The organism is Vibrio hibernica, assembly GCF_015223435.1.
GTDB classification, from domain to species: Bacteria; Pseudomonadota; Gammaproteobacteria; order Enterobacterales; family Vibrionaceae; genus Vibrio; species Vibrio hibernica.
In genome coordinates this window covers 1-23312 of record NZ_VHKO01000025.1, presented here as the reverse complement: position 1 = coordinate 23312, position 23312 = coordinate 1, and the positions used below count along the sequence as shown (strand labels likewise).

Genomic DNA, 23312 nt, shown 5'->3' with positions numbered 1-23312 from the left:
TAGTTAGCCTGAATAGCGACAATTATGCTAAAATTGGCTGCTAATTTTTGTGAAATGGAGGCGATAGCCTCCATTATTTTTATTTATGTATGCTGGAGGGCTTATCAATGGCTGTAGCTGCCAATAAACGTTCTGTGATGACTCTATTTTCAAGTGCTTCAGATATGTATAGCCATCAGGTACGTATTGTATTAGCTGAAAAAGGCGTTAGTGTCGAAGTTGAATTAGTTGAAGAAGATAATCTTCCAGCTGAATTAATCGAACTTAATCCTTATAAGTCAGTGCCAACCTTGGTTGATCGTGAGCTTGCACTTTATAATTCAAAAATCATCATGGAATATCTTGATGAGCGTTTTCCTCATCCACCTTTGATGCCTGTTTACCCTGTGGCTCGTGGTAATAGCCGTTTGATGATGTATCGTATTGAGCGTAATTGGTATTCTCAAGTAGAAAAAATCATTAACGGTAATCCTGCTCAAGCAGAAGCTGCTCGTAACAAATTACGCAATGATTTACTGACTCTTGGCCCTGTATTTGCTGAGTATGAATACTTTATGAGCGAAGAGTTTAGTTTAATTGATTGCTATTTGGCTCCACTATTATGGCGCTTACCTGTATTTGGTATTGAGCTGTCTGGCCCGGGTTCAAAAGAGCTTAAAATTTATATGAGTCGTGTTTTTGAACGTGATTCATTCCTTGCTTCTTTAACTGAAGCAGAACGAGAAATGCGATTGGTCCGATAGTCATGGATATGGATAAAATGACGCCAAGACGCCCATATTTAGTTCGCGCTTTTTATGAATGGCTGGCTGATAACGAGCTCACTCCTCATTTAGTTGTTGATGCCACTATGGCAGGAGTTCGTGTACCTTTAGAGTTTGTACAAGATGGCCAGATTATTTTAAATGTTGCTCCTAGAGCAATTGGTAATCTAGAAATGAGTAATGATGCAATCACATTCAGTGCTCGTTTTAGTGGTCGTCCTCACTCTGTGATTGTTCCTATGTATGCAGTTCAAGCTATTTATGCCCGTGAAAATGGCGCCGGAACTATGTTTGAGCCAGAAGATGCTTATAGTATTGAATTGGAAAAAGCAGAATCTGCGGAAGAAGAACCGTCAATGTTAAGCAGTGTTGATGTGGATATTGAAGACGAGTCTTTTGCTCCTCCTCAAGCTGAAGCTAATCAAGACACTCCTACTAAACCTAAAGGTCGTCCAAGTTTGACTATTGTAAAATAAGCATTTCATAAAGCAGTAAGTTAAAGTGAAAAGCAAAAAAGAGAGCATAGATATCTGTAAAGATTTTATGCTCTTTTTTTTTATGCTTTTTGCTGGGGAATAGGGTTGAGTTTTGAGCATTTCCGGTTATGCAAGTGACTCATACTCAGAACTAGATCGTGAATTTTTAACACTCGACATTCTTTCTTCGGTTGATATACTCGTAGGTGTTTAGACGTCTAGATTGCTTATGGAGAATGTGCAATGCCAATCAAGATCCCCGATCAATTACCGGCTTCCGATATATTACGTCAGGAACGGATTTTTATTATGTCAGAAACCCGGGCGACGACGCAGATGATTCGTCCGCTCAAAGTTTTGATCCTAAATTTAATGCCGAAGAAGATCGAAACTGAAACTCAGTTTCTTCGTTTGCTTTCAAATAGCCCATTACAGGTGGATATTGAACTACTTCGTATTGATGACCGTCCCAGTAAAAATACCCCTGAAGAGCATCTAGATAACTTTTATCGTCAGTTTGATATGGTCAAGAATCGAAATTTTGATGGTTTAATTATTACTGGTGCGCCATTAGGGTTAGTACAATTTGAAGATGTGGCTTATTGGGAGCACTTACAAACGGTAATGGAGTGGGCGAATAATCATGTCACTTCCAGCTTATATGTTTGCTGGGCAGCTCAGGCCGGGTTAAAACTTCAATATAATCTCCCGAAACGAACACGTAAAGAAAAACTCTCAGGAGTATATCAGCATGATGTGATTAATGAGTTTGATCCCATTGTGAGAGGGTTTGACGATTCATTTCTTGCTCCGCATTCGCGCTATGCCGATTTTTCGCCAGAATATTTAACTGAACATACCGATTTAGATTTACTTGCTACCTCTTCCGACGCTGGTGTATATCTGGCGGCCACTAAAGATAAGCGCCATGTGTTTGTCACAGGCCATCCTGAATATGATGCGTATACTTTGCATAATGAATATATCCGAGATCTAGCCGAAGGCATGGATCCGACGATTCCTTTGAATTATTACCCTAATGATAACCCCGATAATAAACCTATTGCGAGTTGGCGTAGTCATGGTCATCTGCTTTTTGCCAATTGGTTAAATTATTGTGTATATCAACAAACACCATATGATTTGGATCATTTCTCGATAGATAACTTCACTCGAGATAACTAGCTCTATCTCTCTTATAAAAAAAAGCAGCCTAAAGGCTGCTTTTTTTATGTTTAACATTCTTAGATTTAGCGTTAGTCTTGTTTAGATTCACTGGCTATTTGTGCTTCGGTTGAAGGATCGTCCATTTTCTTTTGAGCAATTTTTGCTTTGTTAATCATAGGAATGATTGTAGAGCCTTGAACCAAAATCGAGAATAATACGACTGCATAGGTCATGACCATGATAATTTCTTTCACATCAATATGAAGAGGGGATACAAAATACTTATCATGAGGTATCGATAGGGCCATCGCTAGAGCAAGACCACCACGCAAACCGCCCCATGTCAAAATGCGTACTGACCATGGGTTATAGGTACGGAAACGTTTAAATCCTTGATATGGAAGCCAAACACTAAGAAAGCGAGCAAATAATACCAATGGAATAGCGATACCCATCATGATCAAATCTTGTATATGGAATTCAAATAATAGCAATGACATACCGATTAATAAGAATAAGATACCATTGAAAAATTCATCGACCAGTTCCCAGAAGTGATCCATATGCTCGGTACTTTCCTTTGAAAATCCGACATAGCGAGTCCAGTTCCCTATCATAATACTTGCTACAACCATCGCGAGAGGGCCTGAAACATCAAGCACTTCAGCGAAGGCATAACCTGCAGTTGGGATACAGATAGTTAAAAGTAGTTCCATCGAGTGATCATTGGTCGAACTTATCAAGTAATGAAATACCAGGCCAAGTACTAAACCATAAGCGATACCACCAACGACCTCTTGTAAAAATAGGCTGATAACACCGCCTGTCGTTGGTTCTTGCCCACTAAAAGCAACGGTAAAGATGGTCACAAAAATAACCAACCCAAAACCATCGTTAAATAGAGACTCACCTTCAATTTGAGTAGAAATTCTCTGAGGGGCCTGAAGTTTTTTCACGATAGCTAATACAGCAATTGGATCGGTTGGTGAAATAAGGGCACCAAACAATAGGCAAAAAATCAAATTAAGGTCGAGATGAATAAGTTGGCATATTCCATATAATGAAAAGCCAATAAAAAAAGTGGAGAATAACGTTGAGCCTAGAGCTAAAACAGTAATTTCCCATTTTTGGTCGGAGAAATGGGGAAGTTTAATGCCTAAACCACCGGCAAAAAGTAAAAACCCTAAAATGCCTTGAAGTAAAAAGTCTTCAAAATTTATTTGTGCCATCGTATGAGAGGCAATATCTACGAGGTTAAACCACCCCATATGACCCGCTATCAAAATAAATAACGATAAAAGCATTGCACCTGCGGTGATCGCAATAGTCGTTTGCATACGACCGAACTTGCTGTTTATTAAAGCAATAATCATCGCAGCAAAGGATAGAAAACAAAGTGTATTGTAAACAGACATGGACCAACCTTGGCTAAGTGTAACAAATTGTATTTGTGTAATTTTCCTGTGCTCTATGATAAAGGTCAATTTATTTTTGTCCATCAACATTAGTTAATAATAAAGAACATTTAATCTACATATTTGATCGGATAAACTTATTTTAGACGTCTAGATTTCTATGGTAGGATAAACCAACATGACATGGAGAGAGGTTGTACTAGGATGGGAAACACTTTAAATCAGCGTATTGGCATCAAAGCGTTATTACAAAAACTATTAGCCCAACGCATCTTATTAATAGATGGTGGTATGGGAACTATGATTCAATCATACAAATTAGAAGAGGCCGATTATCGCGGTGAACGTTTTGTTGATTGGCATAGTGATTTAAAAGGTAATAATGATTTATTGGTGTTAACTCAACCACAGCTTATCAAGCAAATCCATTGTGATTATTTGTCAGCAGGCGCCGATATTCTAGAAACCAATACTTTTAACGCCACCACCATTGCCATGGCCGATTACGACATGGAAAGTTTCAGCGCCGAAATTAATTTTGCTGCGGCTAAACTTGCACGTGAAGCGGCAGATGAATGGACCGCTAAAACACCGGATAAGCCTCGTTTTGTTGCCGGTGTATTAGGGCCAACTAATCGTACTTGTTCTATTTCCCCTGATGTAAATGATCCTGGTTTTCGTAACGTCAGCTTTGATGAGTTAGTTGAAGCCTATTCTGAATCAACTAAAGCGTTGGTTGAAGGTGGCGCGGATCTCATCATGATCGAAACCATTTTTGATACTTTGAATGCTAAAGCGTGTGCTTTCGCGGTATCTTCCGTTTTTGATGAACTTGGCTTTAAATTACCGGTGATGATTTCTGGCACCATTACTGATGCTTCTGGTCGGACGCTTTCCGGACAAACTACCGAGGCTTTCTATAATGCGATGCGCCATATTGAACCGATTTCATTTGGTTTGAACTGTGCACTTGGGCCAAATGAACTTCGTCAATATGTGGCGGAACTATCTCGAATTTCTGAAACATTTGTCTCAGCCCACCCTAATGCCGGGTTACCTAATGCATTTGGTGAATACGATCTTGAGCCGCGTGAAATGGCCGGTCACATTAAAGAATGGGCAGACAGTGGGTTTCTAAATTTGGTCGGTGGTTGTTGTGGGACCACACCTGAGCATATTCGCCAGATGGCGCGTGTGGTTGAAGGCGTGAAACCTCGCTCGCTTCCTGATATTCCTAAAGCGTGTCGTTTATCCGGTTTAGAGCCGGTTACGATTGATAAAGACTCATTATTTGTCAACGTAGGTGAACGAACCAATGTGACGGGTTCAGCAAAATTTAAGCGTCTTATTGTGGATGAACAATATGATGAAGCGCTAGATGTGGCGCGTGAACAAGTTGCCAATGGCGCTCAGATTATTGATATCAATATGGACGAAGGCATGTTAGATGCCAAAGCCTGTATGGAGCGATTTTTAAAGTTATGCGCCTCCGAGCCTGAAATTTCCAAAGTGCCGATCATGGTCGACTCTTCAAAATGGGAAGTGATTGAAGCTGGTTTAAAGTGCATTCAAGGGAAAGGCATTGTTAACTCTATTTCGATGAAAGAAGGCGTTGATAAATTTATCGAGCAAGCCAAGCTGATTCGTCGTTATGGTGCCGCTGTGATTGTGATGGCATTTGATGAGAAAGGTCAAGCCGATACCCGTGAACGAAAAGTGGAAATCTGTAGCAAGGCTTATCACATCTTAGTTGATGAGGTTGGTTTTCCAGCTGAAGATGTTATTTTTGATCCAAATATTTTTGCTATCGCAACTGGTATTGATGAGCATAACAATTACGCGGTTGATTTTATTGAAGCGGTTGGCGAGATCAAAGAAACGCTTCCGTATGCCATGATCTCCGGTGGTGTGTCGAATGTTTCATTCTCATTTCGTGGTAATAACTATGTGCGTGAAGCGATCCATGCGGTTTTCTTATATCACTGTTTTAAGCGTGGTATGGACATGGGGATCGTCAATGCTGGCCAACTGGAAGTTTACGATAATATTCCCGATAAACTGCGTGAAGCGGTGGAAGATGTAGTACTAAACCGCCATTCCGATGCAACCGAAAACCTGCTTGAATTAGCGGAGGAATATCGCTCAAATGGTGTCGGGAAAGTTGAAGATCCAAATGCATTGATTTGGCGTACGTGGGAAGTTGAAAAACGTATTGAACACTCCTTGGTGAAAGGGATCACTGAATTTATTATTGCCGACACGGAAGAGGCGCGCGTTAAAGCTGAAAAGCCGATTGATGTGATTGAAGGCTCATTAATGGATGGTATGAACGTAGTTGGAGATTTGTTCGGCGCAGGTAAAATGTTCTTACCGCAGGTGGTAAAATCAGCCCGAGTAATGAAACAAGCGGTTGCTTATCTTGAGCCTTTTATTAATGCGTTGAAAGATGAAGCTCAAAGGTCCAATGGTAAGATTTTATTGGCAACGGTCAAAGGCGATGTACACGATATTGGCAAGAATATTGTCGGTGTAGTGCTACAGTGTAATAACTACGAGATCATTGATTTGGGCGTAATGGTGCCGTGCGAGACTATCTTTAAAGTTGCTCGTGAAGAAAACGTCGATATTATTGGGTTGTCAGGCTTGATCACACCATCATTAGATGAAATGGTGTATGTCGCCAAAGAAATGGAACGCCAAGGTTTTGATATCCCATTACTTATCGGTGGAGCAACCACTTCTAAAGCGCACACCGCGGTTAAAATTGAACAGAATTATCATAATCCAGTGGTGTATGTGAATAATGCGTCACGCGCAGTTGGGGTTTGTTCTGCATTATTATCCGATACTTTACGTCCTGCTTTCATTGAAAAATTAAACCTAGATTACGACCGTACTCGTGACCAACACGCACGTAAACGCCCTAAAACTAAGCCGATTACATTAGAAGCGGCTCGTGCGAATAAAGTAGATATTGATTGGCAATACTATACTCCCCCAGCGCCAGTGAAAGCGGGAGTGCATGTATTTGAGCATATTGATGTCTCAATACTGCGTAACTATATTGATTGGACACCTTTTTTCCTCACTTGGGGCTTAATGGGAAAATATCCGGCTATTTTTGAACATGAAGAAGTTGGCGAAGAGGCCAAACGTATTTTTGATGACGCAATTGCTTTACTCGAAAAAGTAGAACAAGACGGGATCTTAAAAGCCAGTGGAATGTGCGCCATGTTCCCAGCGAATAGCGTTGATGATGATATCGAAGTGTACGCCGATGAATCACGTACCGAAGTGATTAAAGTTCTGCATAACTTACGTCAACAAACCGATAAACCTAAAGGGCCGAATTACTGTATATCTGATTATATTGCGCCAAAAGACAGCGGTAAAGCGGATTGGATTGGTGGTTTCGCGGTAACGGGGGGTATTGGTGAACGTGATTTAGCCGATACTTATAAAGCCGCTGGTGATGATTATAATGCCATAATGATCCAAGCCGTGGCCGATCGTTTAGCAGAAGCGTTTGCAGAATACATGCATGAAAAAGTGCGTAAAGAAATCTGGGGCTATGCGTCAGATGAAAACTTAACGAATAACGATTTGATCCGTGAAAAATACCAAGGTACACGCCCAGCGCCAGGTTATCCTGCTTGCCCTGAGCATACCGAAAAAGGCAGCTTGTGGGAGTTACTAAAGGTAGAAGAAACCATTGGTATGTCTCTCACCACAAGTTACGCAATGTGGCCGGGTGCATCAGTTTCAGGTTGGTATTTCTCTCATCCAGACTCTCGCTACTTTGCGATTGCGCAGATCCAACAAGATCAAGCGGAAGATTATGCCAAAAGGAAAGGTTGGGATGAAGCCGAAATGGAGAAATGGCTAGGACCGAATTTGAGTTAATCTAAAAATAGAGACGAAGTGTAGGTAGGCTTCGCCGCTAAGTTAGAAAAAGAGCGAATCCTCAAGGGTTCGCTCTTTTTTATATTTTCTGAAAGTTAACTATTAGTTATTTTTCAAACAGTTCTTGATGTAGAACTTGTACCGCACGTTTGGCTTCTTCGGAATTCACTAAAAAGCATAAATTATGTGGACTGGCGCCGTAGCAAATCATGCGTAGATTAAAATCTTCTAATGCACTAAATACTTGTTTAGCATAACCTTTTTTAGCGCTCATTTTATTACCAATAAGTGCGACTAAACTTAAGTTATGTTCAATATCAACAATACACAACTCTTCTAATTCAGCACGAGCTTCGACAGGCAGTTCTGGTGCTTTGCCTGATGTATTCGTTTGATCCAATGTAAGCGATACACTGACTTCAGAGGTGGTAATTAAATCCACTGAAACTTGGTGCTTAGCGAGAATGGTAAATACTTGAGCTAAAAAACCATAGGCTTGAAACATATTTGGACTACGAAGCGTTACCATAGTTTGATTACCACGTAATGCCAGTGCGCGATAAAGAGGCGCGCTTTCTACTTGCTGGCGGATCCATGTACCGCCTTTTTCCGGCTCGCGAGAAGAAGAGACAAAAACTGGTATTTGGTGACGTAGTGCTGGTAAAAGGGTTGAAGGGTGTAGGATTTTAGCACCAAAATTAGCCATCTCAGAGGCTTCACTAAAGCTGATTTCAGGAATAGGTGTCGCTTTAGGCGCAACGCGAGGATCGGTGGTGTAAATACCGGGAACATCCGTCCAGATCTCAAGCCCTGCGGCTTTTACTGCTTCTGCAATTAATGCCGCGCTGTAGTCACTGCCACCACGCCCAAGAGTGGTTGTCGTACCTTGATCATCACTACCAATAAAACCTTGAGTAATAACAACATGCTGTTGGCATAGGGGGATCAGTTTTTGTTCTGCTAAGGTACTGATTTTATCAAGAATAGGTTCAGCTTTTCCATAATCGGCATTGGTGCGGAGTACTTCACGAATATCAAAACGAATGGCATCTATCCCACGTTCTACCATTAGTTGGGTTAGGATATGAGTCGACATCAATTCGCCACAAGCGACGATGTGATCGGTTAATTTATCACTCGATTGAAATGACGCCGCTTCCGCCATACTTTTTAAAGTATCTAAAATACTATCAATAGCTTGCTTAGTTTTTTCTTGCTCAGAAAAGTGTTCAATAATAGTGTAATGAATAGTGCGAAGATCATCAAAAATGGCATCTCGATTATTTGGGTTATGCACTCCAAGAGCAAGTTCAACTAATAAATTTGTTACACCGGAGCAAGCACTGCTTACCACTAACTTTGTGGATGGATTATTTTCTATAATAGTGGCACAACGACTCATTGCCTCAAAGTTAGCGACACTCGTTCCACCAAATTTTGCTACGTTAAATGCGCTCACAGCACAGTCTCCCTTTAAATACCAATACATCCCAATTAGGGTAAGAAAATGTCTAATGTTGGAGAGAAACCGGCTGAGCGGGGGTATACGATATACATAGAAGCTATAGCTGAACAGCCTAGCAATGCAAACCATAGAAGCTCATCATCAATATAACACCTTGGTTAATATTGGTGACAGTTGTTAGGATTCAGCCTAAACAACCGATGTAATAAACACCTACAATGTTTATTCACCTCGGCGTAACTCCCCATAAATCTATCGTCTTGGTATTGAGGTACCACGAAAGATCTGCCTGGGTTACGCTCCTCTCCTTGTGCTAAAAAGTAAAATCATTTCACATTTAAGCAACCTAGTCATTGAACGTTTTTACGCCATAAAAGTCAATATGTGACCTCGCTATTTATACAGGTTTTTTTAGATGTTTTATTTTTAATAAGGAAGGATTAAGTGAGGCTCTTCACAGCTTCGCCAATGGTATGGGATCAGTGGTGTCGCTTAATTGCAGCAAGATAAAAATTTGATTACAGTGGCTAAGTATATTCAATATCAGGATAATTAAGATGATTCAACGTTTTTACCCACCTCGTCGTATATTAATGGGGCCCGGTCCATCCGATATTTCCCCTTATGTGTTACAAGCGCTCAGTCGCCCAACGATTGGTCATCTTGATCCTTTATTTATCGGTATGATGGATGAAGTGAAAACACTGCTGAAATATGCCTTCCAAACTGAGAATGAATTTACAATTCCAGTGTCTGCACCGGGAAGTGCTGGCATGGAAGCATGTTTCGTTAATTTATTAGAACCTGGCGATAAAGTGATTGTTTGCCGTAATGGCGTCTTTGGTGAACGAATGCGTGAAAATGCCATTCGCTGTGGCGCTGAAGTGGTATTAATTGATGATGAATGGGGTCAACCAGTAAGCGTTGATAAGGTATTGGCGGCATTTGAACAAAACCCAGATGCTAAAGTGCTTGCTTTTGTTCATGCGGAAACTTCAACGGGTGCCTTGAGTGATGCTCAGGCTCTAGCAAAAGTAGCCCAAAAATTTGATGCCTTAACAATTGTGGATGCCGTAACTTCATTGGGTGGCGTGCCACTTAAAGTAGATGAATGGAAGTTAGATGCGGTTTATTCGGGCAGTCAGAAATGCTTGTCTTGTATTCCTGGGTTGTCGCCTATCACGTTTTCACCTAAAGCCATTGCGAGAATTCAAGCGAGAACTACGCCAGTGCAAAGCTGGTTTTTAGATCAAAGCTTAGTGCTCGGGTATTGGAGTGGTGGTGCTAAACGCAGTTATCATCACACAGCGCCAGTTAATAGTTTGTATGCACTGCATGAATCTTTATTAGCATTATATGAAGAAGGTATTGAGAATTCGTGGCAACGCCATGCAGATATGCATCAGCAACTAAAAGTGGGGCTAGAGGCATTAGGATTTCGCTATGTAGTGGATGAAGCCTATCGATTACCTCAGCTTAATTCGGTTTATTTACCTGATGGTGTTGATGATGCAGCTGTACGTGCTAGCTTACTTGAGCATTATAACTTAGAAGTGGGCGGCGGATTAGGCGCTCTTGCGGGGAAAGTGTGGCGTATTGGTTTAATGGGCTACAGCGCTAAGCAAGAAAATGTCGCACTGTGCTTAAAGGCTCTGCAAGACACATTGCAAAAATAAACTATTTTTAAAATGTCACGAGTAAAGTCATAAATAAAAAAGGAGTTCGCTTTAGTTAGCGAGCTCCTTTTTGTTTTTTGTCGTAAATCTATTCTGTTATATCATTTTCTTAATGTCCGCTCGCTTGAGTCTCGGCTGCTTGAGTTTGTGATGCCCTTTCTGATTTTGGTATAAAACGTACTTTAGAGAAATCCTCAGCAGGGAATAAAAATTCTGCCTCATGACGAATTGCCTTTGCTTTATCCATTTCACCCAGCCCTTGATAAGCCACGATTAAACTAGAATAAAAGACTGGTCGAGGTTTGTGCTTTATTAATTCGGTTGACCAAGTTATAAATGGTTGAATATATTCTGGATTTTCAATTTTAAGTCCGATATTTAATTGAGTTTTATAAACGTCCCAATCAAATCGATCTTTCCAAACACTTGGATTAGAGACTTGTTGTAAAATATCAGGGTTAATCTGCTTACTGCGCTCAAATTGGTTTAAGACCGAATTAGTGTGTAGCGCCGAGATCATATAAAAAGCGGTCATAATCGGCAATACGAGTGAAATAATTCTGAGCAGGCTTTTGGTGATAGAGCTAAAGTTAACACTTTGATATTGAGAGGTAAGTTGATCAATCCAGTAAATGAGAATGATAAAAATAACCCAATGTACAGCGGAGTGGTAAAAAGGGTATTCCAATTGAGTATGTAAAACGATAGGAAAAAATAATGCCGCTGTCGCTAAACGCGCGCCAGAGCTGATTTTTCGTATTTTTCGCAGTACTAATAGTGTGGCGAGTAATAATCCCAATAGAGGGGCAATACCCCCTTCAACTGCCCAATATAATAATTCATTATGTGGGTGATCCATTGCCGCTAAACCTGCGTGGTAGCTCGGATTTAATTGGTGCTGTCTTGCTGTATAAATAATATAAGCGGGTTCGAATCTACCATAGCCATATCCTGTTAAAGGTTTTTCTACCACCATGTCGAATGTTTGTGGGAAAGTGTAGCGCCTTGGGCTCTCAAGATTAGATTTTTGCTCAATGAGTTGATTACCACCATTTGCTTGCGCTAAAGCATACCCTCCGCCTAATCCAACAAGTACTGCTAAGCACCATAAAGTAAACTCTTTGCGTGATAAAAAATTCTTTAAATAAGGAAGTAATAAAAGGCAACCGATGATGCCGCCTAACCATCCAGTTCTAGAAGCCAGAACCCATAATAAAGGAATGCTGATTATCGGGAGAGCAAACAGTAATCCAGTTAAAATTGAGTGGTGGTATTCATTAGTTTGTTTTTGGCGGGCCAGTAGGTATCCTGAAATAACTAATCCTGTTGCGACAAAACTGGACATTACGTTAGGTTGTTGAAAAATAGCAAAAGGGCGATTTTGTACAGTGTTATAACCAAAGGGGTTACCTGGTTCGAGCAATAAATATTGCACATAGCCGTAAATTATCTCAATAAATACGCCAATTAATATTAGCCATAACATGCTTTGTTTTTGTTTAATGCTAAACGGAAATTGCTGCAACATGAGAAAGAATAACCAGCCTGCCCATAAGCCGATTAGGCGGGTTAATGCATATTGAGGTTCAGCGGAAGCATAAAAAATGGGTATCGTTAATAAGATGCAAGTGAAGAACAAGCCTACCGTTAAACTTGAATAGTATAGGGTGCGTTTTGCTGCCATTTCGTATAACCCAATGGCAAGGCTAATACTCACCGCAATCCAAGTGGTAGGGTTAAATGGTAGAAATAGACCCGCACCACCTGGGTTGGGTTGGAAGAAATGCATTGCGACAACGAAAATAAGCCCTAATGACCATAAAAAAGGTCGAGTTAGTGGGCGATGAGGAGCCTCACTTTCGAGCAAAGTACCTTGTGTGTATAACGTAGCCATCGCGAAAGGTGTCCTCATTATCGATTTTCTATTTAAGGTTGCTGGTATTGTATAAATAGCGACAATAATAGTCGCTATTTATATCTCTCTTACTTTAGGTCTATTATGTTATTTTAACAGAGGCTTTAAGAAATGAGCGGTATGAGAGCCCTTCACTTTGGCTACCTGTTCTGGCGTGCCACAAGCGACAATTTTACCTCCGCCATTACCGCCTTCAGGACCTAAATCTATAATCCAATCAGCCGTTTTTATGACATCTAAATTATGCTCAATGACGACGACAGTATTACCGTGATCTCTTAAACGATGCAGTACTGTTAGTAGTTGCTGAATGTCGTGAAAGTGTAATCCAGTTGTTGGTTCATCTAAAATATACAGTGTTTTTCCTGTATCTCGCTTTGACAGTTCCTTAGCCAGTTTTACGCGTTGAGCTTCACCGCCGGATAAGGTTGTGGCTGCTTGACCTAAGCGAATATAAGATAAACCAACATCCATTAAGGTTTTCAGTTTTCGGGCAATAACGGGAACGGGTTCAAAAAATTGGTAAGCATCTTCTACTGTCATATCTAAGACTTCGTCAATGCTTTTACCTTTGTATTTAGCGTCGAGCGTTTCACGGTTATAGCGCTTTCCTTTACAGGCGTCACAAGGTACATAAACATCGGGCAGAAAATGCATCTCAACTTTAATTACGCCATCACCTTGGCAAGCTTCACAACGACCGCCTCTAACATTAAAGCTAAAGCGTCCTGGTTTATAACCACGAGAACGAGACTCTTGCGTGCCCGCAAATAGCTCTCGGATCGGAGTGAATATACCAGTATAAGTTGCAGGGTTAGATCGTGGTGTTCGGCCTATTGGACTTTGATTGATATCGATCACCTTGTCAAAATGCTCTAAGCCGATGATTTTTTTATAAGGTGCGGCCTCTGCCGTAGTAGCTCCATTTAAGCGAGCATGAGCAATTTTAAAAAAGGTATCATTAATTAAGGTTGATTTACCCGAACCAGACACGCCAGTAACACAAGTAAATAAACCAACAGGAATAGATGCATCAACATTTTGTAAGTTGTTGCCTGTCGCTCCGAGTAATTCAACGGTTTTCTTTTTATCTATTGGGGTGCGTTTTTTCGGGATTTCTATGGCTTTTGTTCCGCTGAGGTATTGTCCAGTTAGAGACTCTGGGCTGTTTAAAATATCTTGCATTGTACCTTCGGCAATAACGTGCCCACCATGTATACCCGCCCCCGGGCCAATATCAATCACATAATCGGCGGCGCGGATCGCATCTTCATCATGCTCAACCACGATGACGGTATTACCGAGATCGCGTAAGTGAATTAAGGTTTTGAGTAAACGTTCATTATCTCTTTGATGTAAGCCAATAGAAGGCTCATCTAAGACGTACATAACGCCAACTAATCCTGCGCCAATTTGGCTTGCTAAGCGGATACGTTGAGCTTCACCACCAGACAGAGTTTCGGCGCTCCGAGATAAATTGAGATAATTAAGGCCGACGTTAATCAAGAAACTTAAACGGTCATTGATTTCCTTTAAGATTTTTTCTGCGATTTGAGCTCGTTGTCCGGTTAATGCTAATTGTTCGAAGAATTGGAGTGAATCATTAATACTCATCTCGACTATTTGCGGTAAGGTCGTTTGGCCTATAAATACATGGCGAGCTTCCGTTTTAAGGCGAGCGCCACCGCAGCTTGAGCAGGTTTTATTTGAAATATATTTGGCTAAATCTTCTCTGACCGAACTTGATTCTGTTTCATGATAACGACGATTGAGGTTATTGAGTATCCCTTCAAATGGGTGACGTTTAACTCGAATATCGCCGCGATCATTGACGTACTTGAACTCGATTTCTTCTTTCTTTGAACCATTTAATACCACCTCTCGAATTTTTTTAGGTAACTGGTTAAAAGGATGTTTTAAATCGAACTCATAATGTTCAGCGAGAGCATTAAGCATTTGGAAGTAGTAGAAGTTCTTTTTGTCCCAACCACGAATAGCACCATTGGCCAGGCTTAAACTTTCATCTTGGATCACTCGTTCAGCATCAAAGAATTGTTGCACTCCTAATCCATCGCAAGTCTCACAGGCTCCGGCTGGATTGTTAAATGAGAATAAACGAGGCTCGAGTTCTCTCATGCTATAACCACAATGTGAACAGGCAAAGTTAGCTGAAAAGATAGTATCGTCTTGGTTATTCTCATCCATCCAGCTAATCGTTGCGGTTCCGCCAGATAATTCTAGGGCGGTCTCAAAAGATTCCGCAAGTCGTTGCTGTATCCCATCTCGAACTTTAAAACGGTCGACAACGACTTCGATGGTATGTTTTTTATGTAACTCTAGTGTAGGAGGATCGGATAAATCACAGGTTTCACCATCAATTCTGGCTCGAATGAATCCTTGAGCTGCTAAGTTTTGTAAGGTCTTAACGTGCTCACCTTTACGCTCTTTAATGATTGGGGCGAGCAGCATGAGCTTAGAGCCTTCAGGCATTTCAAGTACTTTATCCACCATCTGTGAAATGGTTTGTGCTGCTAATGGAGTATTATGATCAGGGCAACGAGGCTCGCCCACACGTGCGTAAAGTAAGCGAAGATAATCGTAGATCTCCGTGATCGTTCCGACGGTTGAACGCGGATTATGAGAGGTAGATTTTTGTTCGATTGAAATCGCTGGTGATAAACCCTCAATATGATCGACATCTGGCTTTTCCATCAAAGATAAAAATTGACGGGCATAAGCAGAAAGCGATTCGACATAACGACGCTGTCCTTCCGCATATAAGGTATCAAAAGCAAGAGAAGACTTACCAGAGCCAGATAAACCAGTAATCACAATTAGTTTATTTCTAGGGATTGTGAGATCTATATTTTTTAGGTTATGGGTTCGGGCACCACGAATTTCGATCGTTTCCATGCTTTATGCTCTCATTAGTAGAATGGGAATATTCGTCTTACTTGAAGATGCAGCCTTGTTGGTAGCGTTGATTCACTTTAATTACTTACGGCTTTATTACAACTTTAGTGACTTTGACTCGAAGTATTACATAGCGAGCAGAAAGTGAAAATAAAATCCTGTATAAAAAAACAGTAAAAAGCCGTAACAGCAAGTGCATGTTACGGCTAAAACGTTATTTATAAGGTGAGGTTACTTCTTGTTTTTTTGTATCATTTTGTTTTAAATAAAGGTTTTCATAGCAATAGTTAGTTGCTTCAATGTAGCCTTCAACGCTACCGCAATCAAAACGATGGCCTTTAAATTTATACGCTAATACACAGCCTGATTTGGCTTGTTTTAAAAGAGCATCGGTAATCTGAATCTCACCACCTTTACCTGGTTCGGTGTTTTCAATTAACTCAAAAATGTCTGGAGTTAATATATAACGGCCAATAATAGCCAGATTGCTTGGCTCTGTACCTGGCTCTGGTTTTTCAACCATGTCATCAACTCGGTAAAGATCATCTTTAATCATTTCACCGGCAATAACACCATACTTATAGGCTTCTTCTTTTGGGACTTCTTGAACTGCGACAATGGTACAGCGAAATTGTTTATACAGTGCCACCATTTGTGACAGTACGCCTTGTTCAGGATTAACACATAAATCATCAGCTAACACGACAGCAAAAGGTTCATCGCCGACTAACTCACGACCCGTTAGGATCGCGTGGCCTAATCCTTTCATTTCTCGTTGGCGGGTATAAGTGAAGTTAGCGCTATCGATGATGTTACGAATGTTGATTAATAGGTTTTCTTTGCTGGTACCACTAATTTGGTGTTCTAACTCGTAGTTTTTATCAAAGTGATCGGTTAGTGAATGTTTACCACGGCCTGTAACGATACACATTCCTGTCATGCCAGCTTCAATGGCTTCTTCAACACCATATTCAATTAATGGCTTGTTTACGATTGGCATCATTTCTTTTGGCATTGATTTGGTTGCAGGTAAGAAACGAGTTCCGTATCCAGCGGCGGGAAATAGACATTTTTTGATCATGACTTAACCTTGTAGGAATTAAAATAATAAGTGCTGTTTAATGGAGGCTAACATAGCATTATTCCAGTCATGAAAACAAATAATGTTGTTATTCATGGTGTCAGTGAGGTCATACAAGCTATTGAAATAAAATACGAAAGGCTGATTTTCGATTGAGGTTATAAATATAAATGAGCCCAATTAATTGCTTGCCGACGATTGTTAACATTAAGTTTTTTGAAAATTCGATATAGGTGGGATTTAATCGTGTGCTCACTTACAAATAAGGAATCGGCAATGTCGAGGTTACTTTGTCCGATCTGCAGGTGATTGAGAATTTCTAACTCGCGTCGTGTTAATGCTAATTTTACAGCAACTACATTGTGGTTATTTGATTGAGTTATACCTTGCCAATATTGAAATAGATTACTGAGGAGGTAACGAGGTAAGCGATTTCTGCCTTTTTCTATTTCAATGAGTTCTATCAATATTTCATCGACGCTGGTGTCGAGTGGGAAGTAACCAGACAGATTTTTCCATTGCGATACTAATAGCAAATTATCTTGCTTGGGGGCATGAAAAAATATTGATGCATAAGATTTTCTTAATAGTATGTGGTTCTGGAGTTCAAATAATTCCTCTTCTGAAAAATGACCATCAATTAATATCATATATTTATGCTGATTATTATGCAGATAAGTCATGCTCCTTAGGTTCAGCAGCTGAAATTTAAAATGTGAGGATTGTTTTAACTGCTGAAAAAATGGATGTGTTTCAGATATAAATGGAGAGAGTAGGTAGATGGTTGTTTGTGATGACGTTATCATTTCTTTGCGTGACCTAATTGAATGGAAGAGCGGAAGGGTGGAAGGTCTTACTTTAATCAGTGCGCGCTTTTATTACGTGGTTTTCTAAGATAAATACCACTGTATTCTTAATAATGAGATAAAATACATCAGCATAAAAATAGATCGTTAGTTGCTTTGTAAGTTTAAAAAATAATGAATGGGTGTGCGGTAGCTTTCGCCATTAGCCTTACCGATAGTCGTTTCTCGACACAGATTACCGGTAATGTAGTTTACTTAAAGTGAGATTTTGATGATTTTCGATGACTTCAATTACATTGGGCATAGGGATAAATCATGATATAATTTTGGACTATTTGAAACAGAATGAGACGGAGCAGAGCATGGCTAGCCGCGGAATAAATAAAGTAATATTAGTTGGGAACTTAGGTGCAGATCCTGAGATTCGTTATCTGCCAAGTGGCGGTGCAGTTGCCAATATTACGATTGCGACTTCAGAGTCTTGGAGAGATAAAGCGACGGGCGAACAGCGTGAAAAAACTGAATGGCACCGTGTTGCATTATTTGGCAAATTAGCAGAAGTTGCTGGTGAGTATTTACGTAAAGGATCTCAAGTTTATATTGAAGGTCAATTACAAACTCGTAAGTGGCAAGATCAAAGTGGTCAAGATCGTTTTACCACTGAGGTTGTTGTTCAAGGCTTTAATGGTGTAATGCAAATGCTTGGTGGCCGTGCACAAGGTGGAAACTCGCCAGCGGCAGGTGGTCAGCAGCAACAAGGTGGAAATTGGGGACAACCTCAACAACCTCAGCAGCAATCTCAACAACAAGCTGCTCCAAGAGTACAACAGCAAGCACCGCAACAGGCTCAACCTCAATATAATGAGCCACCAATGGATTTTGATGACGATATTCCGTTCTAAATGATATAAAGTTATTAGTGTTAAGTTAACTTTAATTTATAATTAGCTTTAGTACTTATAAAACAAAGAAATAGATTAAAATGAAAGCCTCTTTTAAATGTTAAGTTTAGAGAGGCTTTATTATCGTTTAAGTAAGAACCTTATAATGCATATCATAAGGTCATACCGAGCTGAGTAAGACGGATATAGCAGGATGCTAGTCACGAATTAAATGGAATAGTTAAATGAGATATACCCCAACATTAAAGCTAAGTACTCGTTTAGTCGCCTTTGTGACCATCATTGTGCTTGCTGCTATGTTTATTTTATTTGTGGGTGGGGTATTTACCTTCCAGAAAATGGGCAATGATTATATTGACCAAAATTTAAAGCGTCTTACTCAAGTCGTTGATCATGAATTGTCTTCTTCACAAGATTTTGATTCTATACGCCATTGGCTACCTAAATTGTTACAAACTAATAATGTGGCCGAGTTTAAATTAACCTCTCCTGCTGGTGTGACTTATTTATTCACAGATACGACACTAGGACAATCTTCGCAAGATGCCTCACTTCTTTATCAAAAAACTATCCCTTTAGAGCAAAATCATCATTACGTAGCATCATTTAAAATCATGCCGCTTTACACCAATAATAATTATTCCTTTCAGGCTTTTTTCTCTCTAACTTTAGCGGTTGCTTTGGTTGTATTTTGCTTAATTCAAGGATTGAAGTGGTTAAAAGAGCAGCTATATGGCTCGGAGCTCCTTGAAGAGCGTGGCCGAATGATACTCGCCGGACAAGTTGAGAAATTTGCTAAAGGGGATGAAAGAGAGTGGCCGTATACCGCAAGTGAAGCTTTGGATAGATTGATTGATGAGTTGCAAGACGCTCGTCAAGAAAGGAGTCGCTTTGATACTTTTATTCGTACACATACCTTTCTAGATCAATTAACGGGTGCCGCTAACCGAGTATTATTTGATAGCAAATTAGAATCTGCTTTACAAGAAGCAGGGGTGACAGGTGGTGTGCTGGTGGTATCAATTAATGACTGGGAGGATACAGCTGAGGATATTGGTAAAGGAAAGGCCGATGCGTTTTTAATTGAAGTTGGTCAAGTATTATCAAACTTAATTCAAAAATATCCGAATTCAGTCCTCTCTAGATATTATGACTCCCAATTTGCGCTAATGATACCGCATCAATCTGAAAAAGAAATTTCAACGATGGCGGCTCAGTGTATTAATCAATTAAAAAAACTTACGCCTCCAGATGGTATAGATATCAATAATTGGTGCCATATTGGGTTAAGTGCCTTTTCTCAAGGGGAGCGTCGCGGGCGAATAATTGATGAAGCCGAAATAGCATTAAAAACGGCTCGTCTTGATGAACTTAATGGTTGGGCTAAATATAAAAAGAAAATAAGTACAACGCTTGAATATCGAGGGGGGGTTCGGTGGCGGAATTTGTTTGATGTAGCGTTGACGCTTGAAGGCGTGATTGTTTTTCAGCAACCCTGTTATTTAATTAATGAAAGAGCTCAAAAAATCGAACATTATGAGCTATTTACAAGAATAATAGACGAGTCAGATGTTGTGGTTAAGGCGTCGAGATTTTTAACCGCTATCGAACAAGTTGGTTACGAAAAGAAATTAGATCAAACAAGTATTAATGTTATTTTCACGTATCTTAAAAGGCATGACACGAGTGCTCATTATTCCATTAACTTGTTTGTAGAACCGTTTAAGAAGAGAGCTTATACGAACTGGCTTCGTTATGAATTATTACAATTGCCAAAAAGTGTGAGGCATCGACTATCTTTTGAATTCGTAGAAGGTAATTTAGTTAATAATTTAGACTGTATGCGACCAGTCGTAAAAATGCTTGCGGGTTTAGGGTGTCAGGTGATTGTTAATCAAGTGGGCCGTACGATTGTGAGTACTCACTACACTAAAGACTTGCCGATTACGTATTTAAAATTACATCGAAGCTTAATTAAACAGATTCACTTGCGCAGTGAAAATCAACTATTTATCAGAAGTTTATTAGGTTCGTGTGTTGATAATGATATCAAAATTTTGGCGGTTGGCGTCGAAGATGAAAAAGAATGGAAAGTACTTGATGGTTTAGGGTTGAGTGGCGCTCAAGGCCGATTTTTTAAACCTGAATCTCAGCTATTACCATTAGAACCGCCATCATTAAAACCAACAAAAAATGCAACATTAGCTAAGTCGATTAAACCAGGTCGAAGAAATCGCTGGCGATAGCGGTTGGTGATAACAAAGGAAAGCAACAACATCATGAGTATGACGTCATTTCTACAAAGATTCGCTTCGAAGAAGCCAAATAAGTCATCACTGAGTATTGTTATATTCAGTGATGGTATTTATTTGTCAAAAATTACCGAAGAATCAGTGATCGAGCCAGCCATTGTCTTAAAATTAGAGGATAAAAACTGGCAGACTCAATTAGGAATCGCACTAGATAATGAAGGGTGTAACAACCTGAAAGCGAGTGTAACGCTTGGTTCGCACCTCTATCATAGTTATCAAATAGATAAACCGGCCATACCTAAAAATGAATGGTCAGTTGCTTTACCTTTTTTATTAAAAGATCTGATCACGGGTCGTATTGCCGATATTATTTCCGATGGTGTGGAACTTCCGCATAGTACTAAAATACAAGCTTATGTAATTACTAAAAAGCTGTTGGATGAGATTCAATCTGAACTCACCCAGCGTAATATTGAGTTATTGCAAATATTGCCAGAAGATCAGGTTTGGGCAGTTAATTCTCATTCATCTCCTTTTATGCTGCTTCACCGTAATAGTAATAGCGTAACCGTTCACCGGGAGTGTATTGACAAGCATTCTGGAGTATGCCTCAGAGCGTTTTAATGCTTATTCTCTGGCATTTAGAAAAGTTTTAATGCCCGTACGTTATAAAAACACATAATTCCTTACTTTTCACCGTTGTCAAGCCCCTCCCGGTGAACGCTTACGTAATAGCGAATTTAAAATTGGCGCTTTTGTCGATGGAGTTTCTGTTTTTCATCGCACTATCCGAGGTGTAATACCACCGATTACGGGAAATTTTTCAAGTTCTCTTCTACAAGATGATTTAGCATTAGAACTGCAACGATCAATGGATTATTTATCATCCCAACTGAAGCAAGTTCAAATTAATAAATTAATATTGTGCTGTGATGATGAAGACTCGAAAGAATTACAAAAAGAGCTACAGGATCGCTTAAATATCAATGTTGAACCACTACAACTTCGCAATGGTGGGTATCAAAGCGGTGGCGCCTTGGCGGTTGAGGCTTATGAGCATGGTTTGCAAGGTATCAATCTTTATCCCGAGCATTTACAACCGAAAAAAGAGTGGTTCGATTTAAACCTTATTGTCTCTAGTTGGGTATTAATCTCTTTTATCATGATGATTATTTATGGTGTTTACAGTTATCAAAATAATACGTTAAGTGGAGAAATATCGAAGCTTAACCATGAGTCCAATACTTTGTTAACGGAAAAAAAATCACTCGATCAAAAATTAATAGCACACAAACCTTCTCCTGCGAAAATTGCGGCTATTTCCCGTTTAAAAGAAAATGTGAAAACGAAACAAGATTCTCTCAATGTGATTAACAGCTTTGATGATGAAAAATTGGAAGGCTATTCAGGTGTCATGTCTAGTTTAGCGAATTTGAATAGTAACGAAATATCGTTAAATAGCATCCAAATTGATGATAATAAGCTTAATGTTCAAGGTTATGCTCGAAATCCTGAAGTGGTTCCTAGCTGGGTTGGGCAGTTTAAAGATGAATTAAGTTTGGTGGGACGTACTTTTGAGCATTTATCTATCGGCCGCGATGATAAAGATAACGTCATCTTCTCTTTACGTTCAATACCAGGAAATAAAAAATGAAACAACAATGGTCAGATCTGAACGAGAAGTATGCGCAACTTTCAGCTCGTGAGAAGTGGATGATAGCTGGTGCGGGTTGGGTTGTGATTATCTTCCTATTCTTTGCTTTTTTACTTGAACCCACTTCAATTAAACATCGCGATCAAACATCGCGATTAAACTCATTAAAAGGATCTATTGGTCAATTACACGGCCAAATTGCTCAGATCAACAAAAAATTGAATACTAACCCTGATATAGGGGTTGATAAACAATACGGCCTTCTAATGAAGCAAAGCCAAGATTTATCATTACGCTTAGAGGGCGTGGTGGATAGTTTAGTGACTCCAACTGGGATGGCGAGATTACTGCAAAGTGTGCTAGATCAAACTCATAATCTCAAATTAATTTCACTCGAATCTCAACCAAGCGAGCCAATAACATTAAGCCATTCATCCGAGAATATCGGTTATTACATTCACCCAGTAAAAATAGTAATCACGGGAAAATATTTTGATATTCAAACATATTTATCGCAGCTAGAGCAAATGCCGATGAAATATTACTGGCGAAGTTTTGATTATAATGTGACCAGTTATCCAACGGCTAAGTTAGTGTTAGTCGTATATACGCTTGGTGCAAAACAGGAGTTTATCGGTGGTTAAATTCTTATTATTAGCATTTTTTGTTATCACGTCTCATTGTGCATCAGCTGCGCAAGATCCTACTGCGCCATTAGGCTGGCTATCAGCATCTGAAAAGCCCAAACGTGTGCAATATAATGTTCCTGTTTTGCAAAGTATTGTTTGCAAAAAAGATAGCCCGTGTATCGCTATTTTGAATGATAAAGTTATAAGCTCTGGGGAGTCGATTAACGGTTATCGTATAAACAGTATTGATGAAAAAAAAGTGACGTTAACTCGCGGCTCTAAAACATGGCATTT

General features: G+C 39.8%; 17 protein-coding genes and 1 riboswitch. Of the genes, 11 read left to right on the top strand and 6 right to left on the bottom strand.

The genetic code is table 11. The features are described 5' to 3' along the window. Nucleotides 1–107 precede the first annotated feature (107 nt). From sspA to metA, 3 genes are all read left to right on the top strand, one after another. Nucleotides 108–743, top strand: coding sequence for a stringent starvation protein SspA (gene sspA / locus FH976_RS10185; RefSeq protein WP_194090749.1), 636 nt, complete (start codon nucleotides 108–110; stop codon nucleotides 741–743). A gap of 2 nt (nucleotides 744–745) precedes the next feature. After that, nucleotides 746–1240: a ClpXP protease specificity-enhancing factor gene (gene sspB, locus FH976_RS10180; protein WP_194090748.1), complete on the top strand. Its 495-nt coding sequence runs from the start codon at nucleotides 746–748 to the stop codon at nucleotides 1238–1240. Between the two features lie 243 nt (nucleotides 1241–1483). Next, a complete protein-coding gene (gene metA / locus FH976_RS10175; protein ID WP_194090747.1) occupies nucleotides 1484–2425 on the top strand; it encodes a homoserine O-acetyltransferase MetA in 942 nt (313 codons plus the stop codon). A 71-nt stretch (nucleotides 2426–2496) separates the two neighbouring features. Here metA and FH976_RS10170 read toward each other — a convergent pair whose 3' ends face one another. Further along, nucleotides 2497–3822, bottom strand: a complete 1326-nt coding sequence (locus FH976_RS10170; RefSeq protein ID WP_194090746.1) for a cation:proton antiporter — start codon at nucleotides 3820–3822, stop codon at nucleotides 2497–2499. 204 nt (nucleotides 3823–4026) lie between these two features. On the opposite strand from FH976_RS10170, the gene metH reads away from it, so the two are divergent. Further along, nucleotides 4027–7725, top strand: coding sequence for a methionine synthase (gene metH, locus FH976_RS10165; protein ID WP_194090745.1), 3699 nt, complete (start codon nucleotides 4027–4029; stop codon nucleotides 7723–7725). Nucleotides 7726–7831: 106 nt separating this feature from the next. Here metH and lysC read toward each other — a convergent pair whose 3' ends face one another. Further along, entirely contained in the window at nucleotides 7832–9184 is a 1353-nt protein-coding gene (gene lysC / locus FH976_RS10160) for a lysine-sensitive aspartokinase 3 (RefSeq protein ID WP_194090744.1), read from the bottom strand. 129 nt (nucleotides 9185–9313) lie between these two features. After that, a riboswitch (Lysine riboswitch) is annotated at nucleotides 9314–9505 on the bottom strand. 242 nt (nucleotides 9506–9747) lie between these two features. Between lysC and FH976_RS10155 the strand changes: the two genes are divergently transcribed. Then, nucleotides 9748–10866 (top strand): pyridoxal-phosphate-dependent aminotransferase family protein, encoded by a 1119-nt coding sequence (locus tag FH976_RS10155; protein WP_194090743.1) that lies wholly within the window; start codon nucleotides 9748–9750, stop codon nucleotides 10864–10866. Nucleotides 10867–10975: 109 nt separating this feature from the next. Here FH976_RS10155 and FH976_RS10150 read toward each other — a convergent pair whose 3' ends face one another. The 4 genes from FH976_RS10150 to FH976_RS10135 all read right to left on the bottom strand — a co-directional run bounded on the left by FH976_RS10150 (nucleotide 10976) and on the right by FH976_RS10135 (nucleotide 17458). Continuing rightward, complete coding sequence (locus FH976_RS10150) at nucleotides 10976–12760, bottom strand: PglL family O-oligosaccharyltransferase (RefSeq protein WP_194090742.1); 1785 nt, start codon at nucleotides 12758–12760, stop codon at nucleotides 10976–10978. A gap of 108 nt (nucleotides 12761–12868) precedes the next feature. After that, nucleotides 12869–15694 carry an excinuclease ABC subunit UvrA gene (gene uvrA, locus FH976_RS10145; RefSeq protein ID WP_194090741.1) on the bottom strand — a complete coding sequence of 942 codons (2826 nt, stop codon included), beginning with the start codon at nucleotides 15692–15694 and terminating at the stop codon, nucleotides 12869–12871. A gap of 214 nt (nucleotides 15695–15908) precedes the next feature. Then, complete coding sequence (gene galU, locus FH976_RS10140; RefSeq protein WP_194090740.1) at nucleotides 15909–16775, bottom strand: UTP--glucose-1-phosphate uridylyltransferase GalU; 867 nt, start codon at nucleotides 16773–16775, stop codon at nucleotides 15909–15911. 158 nt (nucleotides 16776–16933) lie between these two features. Further along, entirely contained in the window at nucleotides 16934–17458 is a 525-nt protein-coding gene (locus tag FH976_RS10135; protein WP_194090739.1) for a response regulator transcription factor, read from the bottom strand. A 485-nt stretch (nucleotides 17459–17943) separates the two neighbouring features. Between FH976_RS10135 and FH976_RS10130 the strand changes: the two genes are divergently transcribed. The 6 genes from FH976_RS10130 to FH976_RS10105 form a co-directional block, all read left to right on the top strand. Continuing rightward, on the top strand, nucleotides 17944–18483 hold the full coding sequence (locus tag FH976_RS10130; protein WP_194090738.1) for a single-stranded DNA-binding protein: 540 nt from the start codon (nucleotides 17944–17946) through the stop codon (nucleotides 18481–18483). Nucleotides 18484–18707: 224 nt separating this feature from the next. Further along, nucleotides 18708–20729 (top strand): RNase E specificity factor CsrD, encoded by a 2022-nt coding sequence (csrD, locus tag FH976_RS10125; RefSeq protein ID WP_194090737.1) that lies wholly within the window; start codon nucleotides 18708–18710, stop codon nucleotides 20727–20729. 123 nt (nucleotides 20730–20852) lie between these two features. Further along, nucleotides 20853–21359, top strand: coding sequence for a hypothetical protein (locus FH976_RS10120; protein WP_194090736.1), 507 nt, complete (start codon nucleotides 20853–20855; stop codon nucleotides 21357–21359). 247 nt (nucleotides 21360–21606) lie between these two features. Next, the gene (locus FH976_RS10115) at nucleotides 21607–22389 is read left to right on the top strand and encodes a hypothetical protein (RefSeq protein WP_194090735.1); all 783 of its coding nucleotides are present in this window, start codon (nucleotides 21607–21609) and stop codon (nucleotides 22387–22389) included. Next, nucleotides 22386–23033, top strand: coding sequence for a type II secretion system protein GspM (gene gspM, locus FH976_RS10110; protein WP_194090734.1), 648 nt, complete (start codon nucleotides 22386–22388; stop codon nucleotides 23031–23033). The genes FH976_RS10115 and gspM overlap by 4 nt, the downstream gene beginning before the upstream one ends. Further along, nucleotides 23026–23312, top strand: a 287-nt coding sequence (locus tag FH976_RS10105) for an MSHA biogenesis protein MshK (protein ID WP_194090733.1), incomplete at its 3' end; no start/stop codon positions are given. The genes gspM and FH976_RS10105, both read left to right, overlap by 8 nt.